Raw genomic sequence first — 15,033 nt, 5'->3', positions numbered from 1 at the left:
ATAAACTATGCCCGCTATCAAAAGGTCCATAACGGTGAACGCATCGCCAAAAGAGGCGTTTGATGTTGTCTCCGACTTTGAAAGTTATCCGAAGTTCCTTCCCGAGATATTGGACGCGACAGTTATCAAAAAGAACTCTAAAGAAATCGTTGTAAGGTTCAAAGTAGAGCTCTTGTTAAAGAGCGAATACACCTTAAAGTTCCACTTGAAGCATCCAAGTCTAATATCCTGGGAGCTAGTTAAGGGCGATAACATGAAATCGAACACGGGGGAATGGTCACTTGAGCCGGAAGGAAAAAATAGGACCAAGCTCACATATTCGGTCGAAGTTCAATTCGGCTGGCTCGTGCCCAAGGCTGTTGCCGAAAAACTTATCGAATCTCACTTGCCAAAGATGCTGAAAAATTTTAAGACAAGGATAGATGAAAGAGAATAACGAAAAATACCTGCCGACGTTAAGACACGAACCTTCACAGCTGGTGCCGGTCGATCCCTTAAAGGCTTATCTTTCCCAGGTGGCCGCATATCCGATGCTCTCCGAAGAAGAGGAAAAGGAACTTGCCAGGCGCTTTCATGAGGAGGGAGATGTTGAGGCGGCAAAGAAGCTGGTCACTTCTCATTTGCGCCTCGTTGTGAAGATAGCCATGGAGTACAAGAACGCCTATCATAATGTGCTGGACCTGATAGGCGAGGGAAACGTTGGGCTCATGCATGCCGTGAAGAAGTTCGACACCACAAAAGGCGCGCGTCTAGGCCATTATGCGACTTGGTGGATCAGGTCATATATATTAAAGTATATATTGGACAATTTCAGGCTGATAAAGATAGGTACCACCAGGAACCAGCGAAAGCTCTTTTTTAACCTGATGCAGGAGAAGCAAAAGATCGAACAGATGGGCTATTACGCGGATTCGAGGCTTTTATCCAGCAAGCTCGGCGTTGACGTGAGTGAGATCGAGGAGATGTCGAACAGGCTCACACATCCCGAGATCGGGCTGGGAACCCCGGTTTCTCACGAACCCAAAAGCGCCATTTTGGAAGATTTCATTTCGGACGATGAGATACCCATGGATGAGAAGCTTAGCAACAAGCAGATGAGCGATATCTTTAAGGAGAGGCTGGAACAATTTTCAAAAGTTTTGAAGCCGCGCGAGGTGAAGATATTGCATGAAAGGCTTCTTTCAGAAGTTCCTTTAACTCTGCAAGAGATAGCGAATGAATATGGTATCTCCAAAGAAAGGGCCCGCCAGATAGAGGCAAGGCTAATGGAGAAGCTAAAGGGCTACTTTAACGATATTAGGCCATAGGGGCCCTTATAGCCCAATATATTTTTTAGACATATGAGGTCGCATAAGAGATATTATGTCAAGTTGGGGATCGCGAGGTTAGAACCACCGGTAACCACCGGTCACGGAGCAAATAGTCTAAAATCCTATCTAGAACCATCGTTTGCAAATCCTTATAATATTTGCTCCGTGACCGGTGGTCTCTCCCCTGAATTTTTCTAGCAACTTTTTCTGGTTTCTGCCGATAATAATGATAGAGGTCATTTATGAACCGTACTTTCATCTTTTCCTTGATCATATTGGGATTTTTGGCCGGCTGTGGCGACGGGACAATGCCGGCACTTCCTGAGGCCGGCGGTCCTGTAGCGGCAACATCCGAAACCCCAACAATTAACCCCCTTATAGTGAATACGGTCAGGACCCCCATGCAGGCCATGCTTGATGTTATTCAGAGGTGCCCTACGGCCATTTCGTGCAACCCTAATATGCACACTATATATGAACTTGCCCAATCAGGCATGCTCACCGGTACGGAGACACCAAGCGCCGTTGTGGCCCCGAATGAAGAAATTAATGAAGAGGCCCTTGCCCAAGAGGCCAGTGAAATACCCATTATACAACCCAATTTAAGCGTTAACGCCAACACCTTGATGATGTTTCAAAGCCCCATTAAATAGGACTAAATACCCCGCAAGATCTTGTCAGACAAGCATTTGAGCCGTTATTCTATTGATAACCACTGATATTATTGCATATTATTTTATACGGCCCGCTAACCCGCTTGGCATGCGGATTGCAAAACAAATAGTTAGCAACTTTTGGAATTTTTGACCGATAATAATAATAGGAGGAGTAAAGAAAGATATGAAGGCACAGACAGCAAAAATAGTATGTTTCGTGCTGGTAGTACTATCCGTATGGTTCTCATTCAGCTTTAGGGGCGGAAACGTCTTTTTAAAGGTTGGCACATGGGAACGCCTCATGCATAGGTCGCAGGCAGTAATGCAGGTAGTACCGCTGGCTGTTGTTGCCGAAGAGACCGGCAGCAGCGGGGATAGCGGCGAGACCGACTTTGGCTAACAAAAGGGTCGGACCCCTAGAGGGGGGTATTGTAATAAAATCGTTTCATTCCGCTAATGGCTTCATTTTATTCGCGTCCAATAAAAATATTTCAGTGATTTTTATAGAGCCTTTTCTTGACTTACCGCCACTAATTCCTTAATAATACCGCACCAATGCAGAACCGTTCCATTAAAGACGCCCTATCTTTAGCCACGGAGCACCAATTGAGCCTACAATCAGATGACGGCTACTGGTGGTATACCCTTGAGGCCACCGAGTATATCTGCGCGGAATATATCTTTTTAATGCACTTCATGGGCGAGGTGGATGGGGATGTAGAGGCCGGCCTTGCAAGACGTATTATATCATGCCAGAGGCCCGATGGCACATGGAGCCTTTATTACGGCGGTCCCCCCGATCTTTCGACCACTATCGAGTGTTATTGGGCGCTAAAACTGCATCTATCGTGCATCCCGAGCCCGTCGAAGGATAAAAGATTATCACCCTTCGACGAGCTCAGGGTGAGCGATATCAAGCGCGCTTTAAACAGTTCTCTTGAATTTATCCTTTCAAAGGGCGGTATAACCCACGCCCGCATTTTTACCAAGATCCATATGGCGCTCTTCGGCCTCGTTCCGTGGGATGCCTGCCCCGCCATGCCGCCGGAACTAATGCTGATGCCCACATGGTCGCCGGTGACCGTTTACGAGTTCTCCAGCTGGGCGCGCGCATGCATCATTCCCCTTCTTATAATAATGAAGAAGAAGCCCGTAAGACCACTTGCGTGTCATTGCGAGTCCCGACATGCGTCGGTACGAAACAATCCGGTGGATAAACTGGATCGCCACACTTCGCTCGCGATGACAGAACCGTTTAATCTTGACGAACTCTTTGCCGAGCCGGCTTCAAAAAGGAGCTGGGAATATAAGTCCGATACGGCGTTCCTTTCATGGGAACGCTTCTTCATAAATCTCGATAAGGTGCTCAAGGTCACCACCAAATTGCCGATATCTCCGTTCGACGCACCGGCCATTAAAAAGTGTGAAGAATGGATACGCGAACACATTGAAAGGACCGAAGACATCTTCCCCGCCCTTGTCTACGGCGCAATGGCACTATCGAGCCTTGGGCATACTAATTCGCACCCGACAATTCGCAAGGCGCTAAACGCGTTAAAAAGTTTCCAGCAAAGTTATGAAGGCGATGAACTGCCTGCAACTTGTGTCATTGCGAGCGGAGCGAAGCAATCCCCTGCAAGAGATGCGGGGGATTGCCGCGTCGCCCAAAGGGCTCCTCGCAATGACATGCCATTCATCCATCAGCAATGCTGCATCTCCCCCGTATGGGACACGCCGTGGCAGCTAACCGCCCTTCTTGAAGCCGGTGTGCCGAGCAACGATCCTCGTCTGCTCAAGGCCGGAAGATGGCTCATCTCAAAGCAGATAACAAAAGTTTACGGCGACTGGAAGTTCAAAAATCCCGATGTCAAACCCGGCGGTTGGTCGTTCGAATTCGAGAACGATTATTTTCCGGATGTCGATGACACGATACAAGTACTGCATGTCCTGAACCGTCTGGCGCTACCGGAGGCGGAGAAGGTCCCTGCCATTAAACTCGGCCTTGAATGGGTCCTTTCTATGCAGAACGACGACGGCGGTTGGGGCGCTTTCGATAAGAATCAGAACCTGAAGATAGTGAACCGCATCCCCTTTTCCGACCATGGCGCCTGCCTCGACCCGAGCTCGCCGGATATTGCGGGGAGGATGATAGCACTATTGGCGGAACTCGGTGTCATTGCGAGGAGCGAAAGCGACGAAGCAATCCCCCGTTGTAAACTAAGTGAACTGGATCGCCACGCTTCGCTCGCGATGACAAGGGCTCTTGATTTTCTCTCCCGCACGCAGGAAAACTTTGGCGCGTGGAGCGGACGCTGGGGGGTGAATTACATCTACGGCACGTGGTGCGTGCTTACAGGTTTGGCCGGCATTAAACCGCTCATCCTGAACCTGCCTGCCCTGAGCGGAGTCGAAGGGTCGAAGGATGAATGGCAGAATAAGATCAATAGGGCTATCGACTGGCTGATCTCTATTCAGCACGAAGACGGCGGTTTTAGCGAGCATCCGGAGAGCTACAGGTTCGGAAAATATCTCCCCTACCCTCGTGAGCACACCGCTCATCCTGAGCCAGTCGAAGGACCGGCCGGCATCCCCTCTCAAACCGCCTGGGCGCTGATGGGATTGATAGCGGGTCGCGATGTCATTGCGAGGAGCGACAGCGACGAAGCAATCCCCCGCAATAAACTTTGTTCGGGAGATTGCCACGCACCTTCGGTGCTCGCAATGACAAGAGCGGCAAAATTTTTAACGGATAATCTACGCGCAGACGGCACTTGGGATGAAAAGGAGTTCACGGGCACCGGCTTTCCCAACCACTTTTATATCCGCTACCACGGATACCGTCATTTCTTTCCTCTGCTTGCGCTTGGAAGATACTCGAACTCATCACTTTGAAATGTACCCATGTATCTCTTTGATGAAATCGGAAAAATCGCCAAGGCCGTCTTTAAGGCGAGCATAAATCAAACTGTAATCTATTCCCATGTAATCATGAACCAGCAAGTTTCTGAAACCACCAAGGCCCTTGAGCTGTTTTGCAAGCCTCCGACTAAGAACTTTATTGTCCCCCAAAATTTTAATTATATCCTCATAGTCATTGGGAATGCCGAGCCCATCTTCGACAATGATATGCCCACCGATGTCAAAGATGCACTCCGCAGCAACTTGCAAATTGCGGTCAGCAAGGTCACGAGGCACATAATTTTCCTTGTTCAGAAACTCTTTCTTAGTGAGTTTTGCGAGTTCTTGCAATTTGGCAAGCGAAAGCTCTAATTTTTGCAACCTTGTAAGAACAGTTTCCTTTGAAATGACCAATTTTACCCCCTTTTATTCGTTCGGATAAAGCGTCAAATTGTATCTGGCGAATTTTTTTTGTGTCGAAATAACGGCTATATGCCGCTACAGTGAAATCTATAAAAACTTTTTTATCTCTTATAAAAATGGGTCTACCGTGGGCAAGGACTTCATAGGCCAAAAGCGGAGAGCTTTCATTAAGCATGACCACGTCTTTTGTGCCCTTCAGAGGACAATCGGCCATGAACTTCAGGCTGTGTTTATAGAGATCGGAATGGCTGACATTCGCAGACATATAAACGGCAATATCGATATCGCTTAAACGATTTGCGCCGCCCTTGGCATGCGAACCAAAAAGGCACGCAAATAGAACGCTCGGCGTCTTTTTAAAATATTCCATGGCCTTATTTAGCTCTTTGGCATTCATAAAATTAGGCGCGGCTATCGCGTGACAACTTTCCTCTTCTCCAAATAATCAAGCCCGCGACACCCGTCAGGCTCATCAGATACGGCAATATAATTTGCCAAATCGATATTGGCGCGGCGCCTAATCGGCAACCGCAGTCGCCTGACGGGCCGGTGCTGCCGGCGCACCATGCGGCATCTTTGTTTATATCAGCGGAGCAGTCGCAATCGACAGCGTCCTTATTTATGTCAAGGCTGCAGTCGAGAGGGACCGTGCACAACGGATCGCCTTCGGCGCATGGTTCGCAGGAAGGGGCATAATCCCCGTAAGGGGCGCCGGGGTCCCATTTGTAACCGGTCTTACAGACGCAGATGTCATCTTCTTCTATGGCATCGACATCCTGGTCCGAGCACTTCTTCCCTGCAACGGGGGCAATGCACTCGCCCGTTAATGCGATGATATAGGAAGAGTTGGAACACTGGCACTTGCCGTTTATCACCTTTCCCGAACACGTTACGCATTTGGCGTCCTGATCCTTACGCTCAGGATATTTTGTGGAGCCTGCGTTACAGACGCAATCCCCGGAGGCGCCCCTTGTTGAGTTTTCGTCACACTTGGGCAGGCAAGCACTCCCAACCTTGTCCTCATTATCCTGGCATGCAACCCCGCATATACAATCGGACTGCATGACCATGCCCTCTGCGCAGTTCTCTAAACACGCTCCACCGCATAGGGTGTGCTCTTCGTCGCAGACACACTTGCCTTCTTTGATCGCAGAGCCTTCACCGGTGCAAGGTGTGCAGACACCACTCTTCGAATAGTAACCTTCCGCTTCGTTGCATTGTAGACAAGTTCCGTCTAGACTCATTATGGCACAATTATCCGGGTTCTTTAAGATTAGAGGATCGCTAAATTTAGTTGTGCCTGTACCTTCGCAATGGACCAGCATGGCAATACTGTCTCCGTCTTTCAAGGTGGTATCGTCGGTACCTGTTTTGATATTAGCCGTTTTGGGAATTTCAATGTACTTGATAGTCTCTGCGGTCTTGAATGTGTAGATGCCAATTGGGTAAACACCAATTAAATTTGAATCTTCATATTGTAGGAAATACGGTTCGAAATTTATATGCCTGTCATTTCCATGAGCCGTGCCCGGACATTCAAAATTACCCCATTTCCATTTTTGATCTGATGTTTTTCCGAAAATATTGTTCACAGATATTCTGTAGTTGTTACTAACTGAACCGGCATATTTGATCGATGGCTTGCCAAGTTTGTACATATTTGATGCTGTGTCATATTTAAAGATCTTAGCGAGTTCTAAGCTGCCGGTTCCATTTAGAATGTATTTATTGTTGGCGATCATAAGTACTTTGCTGAGCGGATATGCGCCTAACTTATCGACGGTGGTAATTGCGGAGTCAGTCGACTTTAAACGAAAGGTTGAACCTGACAGATCACCACCATTTATTTTTATGGCATAGCCATCACCAAAGTTTTCAAAATTAATATTATACAATAATGTGTCTTTATCTGTTTTGGTATAAACGGCCATGCTCTTTGCGGAATTGCCTGTGGAAAATATGAAAGTGCCACTATTTATAATTTTCAGCTGTATATCACAATTTGCGCATAACATAGTTGCGCCTCCTGCAATTACAAGAGCACCTGTCCCCTGCAACTTCAGGTTCGACGCCACAACATCCACGTCTTTATTCAACGAAAGACCAATGTCAGTTTTGCTATCCTGATTTCCCGCCACAATCAGTGGTTTATCTTTCGTTCCTTGAATTTCCATTGACTCAGTGATGACGATTGTTTTATCAAGTGTAATTTGGGTACAGGCGGGGTCATTAAGGGCCTCCTTAAGGGCCTCCTTAAATTTTTCAAATGTATCGATATTTGAGCACTTAGCATCCTCAGCAAATAAACCAGAGGATGAAAGCAAAAGTAACATGCTTACAGCACTGATACAGCATAAATAGATTTTTTTCTTCATATCATCCTCCTTGCCCGCCGGGTCAGTCTTGGCGGGCTGTAGCTCCCCCTAAACGCTCCCAAATCGATAAAAAGCGGCATAATATTGACGCTTTCCAACATCTCCCCCGACCTTAAGGTCGGGGCTACGAGAGCCAATATATCAGCAATTATCAGACATATCAAATAGTTATTTAACATAATCGATTGTTTTTCATTGTCCTCCTACTAGTCGTATAAGCAAAACCCGTGCCAAGTTTCAGGGGTGGTTAAGGTATTTGAGGCGCTGGCGGTCGGTTTTATCAATCTAAAGTGTGGTAAGAGGAGATGGGGTGTATGTCGAGGGACATCTGAGGACACCGATTTCTAAGCCATATGAAGATTCGGTGTCCGAAGCTGTAGGTGACGAGCGGCGTTTGAGCGAGGCGCCGGGCCCGAAGACATACACCCCATCTCCTCTTACCACACTTAGTTAGATATTTCGAAATCAGCGGCAAATAGCCCCTTCAAAGGTGAAGCCCATGATGGCGGTATTAGGTTTTCTCACGATAACGGCACAGCCGCCGTTCTTGGGGGTCTTGAATAGTATCGCTCTTCCAGTATCGTTCGTGATGACCAGCGGACGGCCTTTTGATGACGGGTCCATGTCTTCAAGCAATAACGGCTTATCCAGTTGAATGTATAGCGGGGCCGAAGGGTCGAGGTCGGTCGGGTTGCGCAGGACTATCCATTCGCACGTCCCCTTCCATGTGGCCATAACGACCGCCCTTTCAAGGGTGCGGTTATCGTAGACCTTGCATTCGGTCATATTGGCGGGAAAGGTAAGCTCTTCATTCACGCCTATGGTAAGTATCGGTGCGTAATAATATCCCTCGGATATCATGTTCTCCCTGTCCTTTTTTCCTTTTTTATGTTTATGCGCAACCGGAGCGGTTTCCGGAGCCACGCTCGCCTTAACCCTTTCGTAGGTATCGCTAGAAATCTGGGCAGAGAGAGAGGATGAGTGAAGGGCAATTAACGAAAAAGACAAAATAAAAAGGCCCACGAGTTTTTTCATGGACCTTTTATAACATATTGCTTGGTTCCCGACAAGCGAGAATGATGAAAAGTTCATCCTTCGACAGGCTCCCGCCAAACAACAGGCGGGCAGGCAGGATGAGCGGTGGTGAAAAGTTCATCCTTCGACAGGCTCAGGATGAGCGGGGGTGAAAAGATCAGCACACCGGATTTCCGCTTCTTTTGCGGAGATGACAATTAATTGACTGGACTGCTTCGTCGCTTCACCGCTTCTCGCAATGACGTTGCTATTATCAGCGGTAGCAAAAAGAGCAGTGCCATGCCAGAGCCAACAGGTGCGCTTCCGCTAATGTTGCTGCAGCCGCCCGAACTGGTATAACTGCCTCCGCCTTCTATCTCGCCCCAGCCTAAATTCACCGGCGGCTGTGTGATGCCGAAGTCGATACCTGTCGATGCGTCGCACTTGTCGCCAACGCCGTCGCCGTCGGCATCGGCTTGGTTAGGGTTATAAATAAGCGGACAATTGTCATCGGCGTTCTTGATACCGTCGCCGTCAACATCATCGTCGCAGGCGTCACCTATCCTGTCGCCGTCAAGGTCGGCTTGATCATTATTGGAAAGTTCCGTGCAGTTATCGCAAACATCGCCCAGCCCATCCTTGTCGGTGTCTCGCTGGTCGAAGTTCCAGCAGGCATGCGCTCCGGCAGGGGCTTCTTCGTCCCTTCCGGGGAAGCATGAATCCGCCTGCACCGCGGCAACTCCTGCGCAGTTGTCTATCTTATTAACAATATCGTCGTCGTCGGCATCGCAGTCGGCGTGATTAAGCAGATTCTTCTTTTGCGTTGCCGAAAGTTTGACCCACCATTTAATGGTAAAGTTCCTGCTCTCGTCCGCGTAGGAAAGATTGTTCAAATCATCGTAATCGTCGCAGGCATCCGGCAGACCGTCAAGGTCGGAATCCATCTGAGTCTTGTTCCAGTCGGCCGGGCATTTATCCTTTGTGTTAAGTATACCGTCACCATCCCTGTCCGTATCTACATCATCTTTAATGTTGTCGGTATCTAGGTCGTTCTTGAACATTGCGCCGTAGAACCTGGTGAGTTCAGATGAATATGGCGTGCCGGCAACGTTATCAAAAAAGTCGCACGTATTGCCGTTCCCGTCGCCGTCGTCATCGCTCTGTCCTCCGTTGGCTATGCGCGGGCAGTTGTCTATGTAGTCGGCAACGCCGTCGCTGTCCGAGTCAGCGGTCGAACATGACTCGTTGGGGGCCTTGTCGCATTTGTCGCCTATGCCGTCTCCATCGGCATCTTTCTGGTCGGGGTTCGCAACTGTAGGGCAGTTATCCATCGGGGCCTTGCATTCGTGGCCTTCGTAGCCCCAATCCGTGCCGTCGCAATAACCGTCGCCGTCTGTGTCCGGATCGGTCACGCTTGTGCCGGCCTCTGTTTCTTCATCGTCGGTCAAGCCGTCGTTATCATCGTCGGGATCGCAGGCATCGCCCAAAGGATCGCCATCGGTGTTCTTCTGATCGATGTTGGGCACTTCGATGCAGTTGTCGTTGTCATCGGAAATCCCGTCGCCGTCAAAATCCCCTTCGCAGACATCCCCTATTCCGTCTTTGTCGCTGTCTTTTTGGTCGGGATTTGCGTTCATCGGACAGTTGTCGTCGCAGTAGATACCGTCCTTATCTTCGTCAGGGCAAAAATCGAGGGGCGGCGGAATTTTTGTGAAAACTAAGGAAGAATCATATTTTGTCGGATCGGTCTCGCCGGAATCGACCACGCAGTTCTGGTTCTTGTCCTCTTTAAGGTTGGTTTTGCCGTCGCCGTCCGAATCAACCGACCACGGGTCGCCGGTGAATTGCGGAACCGAACTGCCGTTTATCTTCACGCCGTCGAGGGCGTGCATGAACCATTCGGCGGTAAGACACGGCACGTCGCCTATCACGCGCGGATTGCCGTCATCGTTGGGATTGCCGTTGTCATCCGGATCTGCTATGGCCGTGAATTGTCCGGAAAACTCGGACGTGTTCTTGTCGAGATCGAACGCCGTAACAGTATAATATTTTGTGACGGACATTCCTGAAGAGCCTACGGCGAATCTGCGTTCATCGCCTATGTCCCACGAAAACTTCGTTGGTGTAAATGGACCCTTGAAAACCTTTCCCTGACCCTGTGCCTGAGCGAGGGTTGCTGTATCGGCCTCAAATAACTCCATGTTGGTAACTATGTTGCTCACAAGTCCCACCATTCCCACAACGGCTGTGTTATCCTGTTTTACCATTGCCCTTATCTCGGATGGATAAGGAAGGTTCTCGTTGCCGCCGTTCTGAAGATCTATCGCCATCGATGAATTGCTCCAGAACAGGGAACCGGTGATAAAGTTGAAATCGCCGGTGTCCACCAGAACGCCAGTCGTGTTTCCGTAGGCATTGAGGCCTTCGAGTTTAGCATTGTTTGCCGCAAGTTTAAGACCCGTTGAGCTGTTCTTAACGGTGACCTTCTTAAGGTACTGATTGACCGCCGTTAAATCGGCCCAAATGGCTATTTTGCCGGTTGCCTCGAACGCAAGGTTCTCTATGGTTGCGGAGGTGCTGACGCGGATCCCGGAGATCCTTACCATGTGCGGAGTTGAAATTGCGCCGGCTTTAATTGTGATCCTTGGAGAACCGTCAGAATTAAGAACGCCGACAAGTCTTACGTCTTCGTTGATGGGGAAACCAGACTGCAGAGTGATCGTTCCTGCAAGGCCGGAGGCAAATGTGACCACGGTGCAATCACCGCCCGGGTTACCCGAATACTTCTGATTAGCCATGTGCCACAGGAGCGAACATTCGCTTACATTGCCGTTGAGGTTCCCTACCTGGCACTCACAAGTCGCGGCATATATATCTTTTGCGCACATTAAAAGAACCGCAGTGATTAAAAAAACGGTAAATAGTCTTTGTCGAGTAGACATAATTTTCTCCTTTAAACCCGTTCAGCCAGCGGAAGCGGAAATCCGGTTCATGCACTAGAACCACGCTTTCGCGGGGATGACACCCCTCCTGCCCACCTATGTATCGGCAGAAGCAGAAAAATGTTGCTAATTTTTTATAACAATATTATACGGCAATAGTAAAGGGAAAATTTAGTTGTATAGTCTTTATATTTCAGCATGTTACCGCAACTAGTTAAAATTAGGTTGTCGTTTCGTATAAAAATATGATCTTTTTAAAAAAAGACGCAACATTTTTGTGATGGTGCCGATAAGTAAGTAGCTAAACGAGCCCGTCAAAAAAATAGTTCGGGCGTGGAGGACCTTATGAACGAAATAAATAAATGGAGCGCCTGTTTAAATGAAGATGGCAGCTGCTTGAGCTTTGCATATTACGGACAAGACGGAGTCGTCTCAGATTGCTCACTAGAGCTTGTTGCAAGAGATGTTGATAAGCTTTCAATAGGCGATGATGTTTTTTACCTCACATGCGGTCAATTCGAGGACAAGTTTATTGCGGGGAATATGCCAAATGATACCAGCATACCCAACCTTATTGCTCAGTATGGACCCACTCTTAGGCCAAACAACGGGGCATTTTTAATTCTCGATATAAATAATACACTTTTGATCAATGCGGCCAAAGATTGGCCGGCGGATAAAGCACACACCTTTGTTAAGGTCAGAACTCGAAACGGCGAAGACCTTTTATTTAAGACCCGGGACGATTATTCGGCATGGGTTAAAACAGCCGGAGAAGCGGAGGTGGCCGAAAAGAAGATATATCTCATGCAAATAAGTGCCCTTGCTAATGTTAGAAGGGATTATATGACATATGATTCAGCCGATACCCTTTCAAGCATCTTAAACTTGCCGGAGGCTTTCATATTTGGCAAGGATACCTACAAGAGCAGGGCCGAATTTAAGGGCGCTCTTGAGGCAAATCCCGCCGACGAGAATACTGAGATATCGATAACATATCTTGTGAACGGTTCGTCTCCAAGAAAACTCACGGGTAAAGTGAAGGACCTCATTGCCTATGCCGAGATGCTGGTTCAGGAAGAGAGCGGAAAGAAACCGGGAGCTCCCGCTACCAATCCGACCGACGAGAAATTTGATGTAAGGTTGAAATTAAGCTTTCCCCAAGGAGAGCACACGACCGATAACAGGATAAAGGACAGCCCCGTTTTTAAAGATTCTGAGTTCGCGCAGGACTTTCGGAACGCCCAAAATCCGGAGAGAAGCAACTATTATTCTCCTTTTGGTGCAGAACTGTCGTTCCACTGGTGGGCCGTTAAAAAAGGGATATTCCGTTTCGGACTCGGTCTTGCGGATGAGCTCTCTTTCAGATTTGCCGGACGCCCCAGCGCATATTCAAATATAGGCTCGAATCTGTTCAGCTTAGATATACCGTTCGCGTTCAAGATGGGGAGTTCTTTCAGACTTGAAGTGAACCCGGTCGATTTTGGCGTGTTGACCCTCTTCGGGAACAGCATTCACGGCAGTGATACTTCGGTAAAAAAAGGCTGGGACGAGACAGTCCTCACATATAACCCAAGCGTTGCCGGCGTCATTAAACTGACCGATTCGCTCGATCTTACGCTGGGATTTGAATTCAGACAGCCGATTTACGGACGACGCCTTAGCCAGGAATATGTGCCGCAGGTAGGTTTGGTCTTCCCGTTCGGCAGAGATGAAACGTACGATAGAACACCTTTGGTGGATGCCCCTTATACCCCCCCCCCATCGCCAACGCGCAAGGTTTTGACAACCATTGAAATGCCTGCTGAGGTGATACCAGAGAAAGCTGACAACGAGCTGCCCGCTTCTCCACCCCTTGTTGTCCCGCTGACGGTTCAGGATGTTGCGCCTGCGAGTGCCCCCGAGCTTTCGCTTTCCGGCCTCACCCTCTTTAAGCAGGGTAAGTCTACCCTTACTCCGGAGGCCAGAAAAGCGATATCCGATTGGCTCTTCAAGGTCAAAGAATCGGACAATGTCAGAACAGATCTCGGCCTGCCTGTACAGACACAATATATCCTTTTAGAGGGATACACAAATTCAGACGGTGATGACGATGCCAACAAAAAGCTTTCGGAAAGAAGGGCCGGCATAGTCAGGAACGAGATAATAGCGCTGGTAAAGAGAATGGGTGCTAAAAATGTTCCATCGATAAGGCCGGAAAATATTCTAAATGTTGGCTTTGGCGAAGATCCAAAATATCTTATTAGGACCGGCGCAGGCGATGAAGATAAGACCGCTTCCAGAAGGACGGAGGTCAAATTCTTTCACGACAGGCCGGAGTTCCTTGCCAAGATCAGCGAAGCCAGAGGGAGCGCCTATTCTTCATCAGAGATCGATCCGGCTGGCGATAAGGTCAACCTTGACGCGCTAAAAACGGCGCTGGAAGCTTCAAAGTCGAAATATATCGGGCAGGTATTTATAAGCGAGGATCAACAGACCGTTAATATAGTAGTTGAACTGCCGTACAGAAACGATGGTGAGGTAAAACCCTTGCGCGGCGTTGGCAACATCCGAGCCGCATTTCAAAAGAGAACGGTAGCGGCGCCTTTGAAGGGCCTGAGCAGAAATGTGGCCTATAGATTCCTTATTAAACCGGCGGCCGCCGGCGCAAGCGATATTCAGGCCGTCAATCAGAGCAGAGAAGCGTATCTTCAGGATCAGCTGTTCACTTTCGGCAGACAGCCTATGAGAGGGAATATACAGTTTACCGTGGTCCCGGGGAATGTTTCGGATATTGAGAAGGAATTCTCCGGCAAGGCGTTTGATACGCCTCCTGCTGATGAACTGACGAACGCCAACCTAGCTGACCTGCTGCAAAACGTTCAGGAAACACCTGGGGGAGACAGCCTGTATTTCTTCGAGATCAAGAAAGATGTCGACAAAGAGTTTAAAAGGCAACTTGCCACGTTCAGCAAAAAGTTCGACTTTGCCGGATATGAGGTGTTTGTTATGATCAATGGCGTGAATAAAGATGTTGCCAAGCAAATGGCGACCTTTATGAAAAGCTATATGCCGGAAGGCGTTGATGTAAAGTTCGTCTTGTCGGAGTCCGGCGCTGAGGATATTAAGCGCGGTGTCTATGTGCTGGTGGGTATAAATGCCGCAAGTATAAATCAGGCAGGAATTACTGCCCTGCGCGATACCATGAGCCAATTCCAATAACTTTTTTCCGGTGCCACAAGACGGAATCAATACTCGCAAGACGCAAGACGACCACAAGACGGAGTCCTGAGTTAAAGACGCAAGACGGACCACAAGACGGAGTCCTGAGTTAAAGACGACCACAAGACGTAAAGACGCAAGACGGACCACAAGACGGAGTCCTGAGTTAAAGACGACCACAAGACGCAAAGACGACCACAAGACGGAGTCCTGA

At 48.6% G+C, this 15,033-nt stretch carries 12 protein-coding genes; 6 read left to right on the top strand and 6 right to left on the bottom strand.

The annotated features are described in order from the left end of the window. Positions 1-7 precede the first annotated feature (7 nt). The 5 genes from COV46_03785 (at position 8) to COV46_03765 (ending at position 4,858) form a co-directional block, all read left to right on the top strand. The gene (locus COV46_03785; protein ID PIR17525.1) at positions 8-436 is read left to right on the top strand and encodes a cyclase; all 429 of its coding nucleotides are present in this window, start codon (positions 8-10) and stop codon (positions 434-436) included. Next, positions 423-1,307: an RNA polymerase subunit sigma-70 gene (locus tag COV46_03780; GenBank protein PIR17524.1), complete on the top strand. Its 885-nt coding sequence runs from the start codon at positions 423-425 to the stop codon at positions 1,305-1,307. Before COV46_03785 ends, COV46_03780 begins: the two co-directional genes overlap by 14 nt. 245 nt (positions 1,308-1,552) lie before the next feature. Then, positions 1,553-1,963: a hypothetical protein gene (locus COV46_03775; GenBank protein PIR17523.1), complete on the top strand. Its 411-nt coding sequence runs from the start codon at positions 1,553-1,555 to the stop codon at positions 1,961-1,963. Between the two features lie 187 nt (positions 1,964-2,150). Then, a complete protein-coding gene (locus COV46_03770) occupies positions 2,151-2,366 on the top strand; it encodes a hypothetical protein (protein ID PIR17522.1) in 216 nt (71 codons plus the stop codon). 155 nt (positions 2,367-2,521) lie between these two features. Then, a complete protein-coding gene (locus COV46_03765) occupies positions 2,522-4,858 on the top strand; it encodes a hypothetical protein (GenBank protein PIR17521.1) in 2,337 nt (778 codons plus the stop codon). On the opposite strand, the gene COV46_03760 is transcribed toward COV46_03765, so the two are convergent. The 6 genes from COV46_03760 to COV46_03735 all read right to left on the bottom strand — a co-directional run bounded on the left by COV46_03760 (position 4,850) and on the right by COV46_03735 (position 11,618). Further along, positions 4,850-5,278, bottom strand: coding sequence for a hypothetical protein (locus COV46_03760; protein ID PIR17520.1), 429 nt, complete (start codon positions 5,276-5,278; stop codon positions 4,850-4,852). The two genes, COV46_03765 and COV46_03760, sit on opposite strands and share 9 nt — an antisense overlap. Next, the gene (locus COV46_03755) at positions 5,190-5,684 is read right to left on the bottom strand and encodes a hypothetical protein (GenBank protein ID PIR17519.1); all 495 of its coding nucleotides are present in this window, start codon (positions 5,682-5,684) and stop codon (positions 5,190-5,192) included. Before COV46_03755 ends, COV46_03760 begins: the two co-directional genes overlap by 89 nt. Before the next feature lie 4 nt (positions 5,685-5,688). Further along, on the bottom strand, positions 5,689-7,662 hold the full coding sequence (locus COV46_03750; protein PIR17518.1) for a hypothetical protein: 1,974 nt from the start codon (positions 7,660-7,662) through the stop codon (positions 5,689-5,691). Beyond that, complete coding sequence (locus tag COV46_03745) at positions 7,659-7,841, bottom strand: hypothetical protein (GenBank protein ID PIR17517.1); 183 nt, start codon at positions 7,839-7,841, stop codon at positions 7,659-7,661. The genes COV46_03750 and COV46_03745 overlap by 4 nt, the downstream gene beginning before the upstream one ends. A 286-nt stretch (positions 7,842-8,127) precedes the next feature. Further along, positions 8,128-8,754 carry a hypothetical protein gene (locus COV46_03740; GenBank protein ID PIR17516.1) on the bottom strand — a complete coding sequence of 209 codons (627 nt, stop codon included), beginning with the start codon at positions 8,752-8,754 and terminating at the stop codon, positions 8,128-8,130. A 140-nt stretch (positions 8,755-8,894) separates the two neighbouring features. Next, a complete protein-coding gene (locus COV46_03735; protein ID PIR17515.1) occupies positions 8,895-11,618 on the bottom strand; it encodes a hypothetical protein in 2,724 nt (907 codons plus the stop codon). Positions 11,619-11,963: 345 nt separating this feature from the next. Here COV46_03735 and COV46_03730 point away from each other — a divergent pair, with 345 nt between their 5' ends. Beyond that, positions 11,964-14,819 carry a hypothetical protein gene (locus tag COV46_03730; protein PIR17514.1) on the top strand — a complete coding sequence of 952 codons (2,856 nt, stop codon included), beginning with the start codon at positions 11,964-11,966 and terminating at the stop codon, positions 14,817-14,819. Positions 14,820-15,033 lie beyond the last annotated feature (214 nt).

The organism is Deltaproteobacteria bacterium CG11_big_fil_rev_8_21_14_0_20_49_13, assembly GCA_002796305.1.
In the GTDB taxonomy this organism is placed as follows: Bacteria; UBA10199; UBA10199.
The sequence above is the reverse complement of the archived record's forward strand: the minus strand, read 5'-3'. Positions and strand labels throughout refer to the sequence as shown.